The organism is Thermococcus sp. 21S7 (assembly GCF_012027615.1).
In the GTDB taxonomy this organism is placed as follows: domain Archaea; phylum Methanobacteriota_B; class Thermococci; order Thermococcales; family Thermococcaceae; genus Thermococcus.
The window spans coordinates 1-386 of the sequence record NZ_SNUT01000036.1; the positions used below are offsets into that span (position 1 = coordinate 1).

Genomic DNA, 386 nt, shown 5'->3' on the forward strand with positions numbered 1-386 from the left:
GTTGATTTTTGTTTAAAAGAAGCAGGTATTACTTTGCAGGAAGTAGATTATGTTGCTATAGGTAGAGATGTAAATGCTAAAAAGTGGAAGAAGCTAGCATTTGTTGCAAAGCATCCTTTCAGTTCTTTTCATTTTGTAAAAAACAGGTTTTTTAATCAAAAAAAGGTAGCAAGTATAGAAGAAGAGTTAAATGTTTTGTCAGGTATAAACACTGCTATTTTAAAACCCAAAATTCATAATATAGAACATCACAGAAGCCACATGGCCTCTGCATTTTATGCTTCTCCTTATGAAGAAGCTGCTATTTTAAGTATTGATGGGTCAGGCGATTTTTCAACTACTATGATTGGTATAGGAAGAGGGAATAAGATAGAAGTGTTAGATTC

1 protein-coding gene is annotated in these 386 nt (G+C 32.6%); it reads left to right on the plus strand.

All coding sequences use genetic code 11. The features are described from left to right. The coding region (locus tag E3E51_RS12990) for a carbamoyltransferase N-terminal domain-containing protein (protein ID WP_277346774.1) at positions 1 to 386 on the plus strand (386 nt) is incomplete at both ends.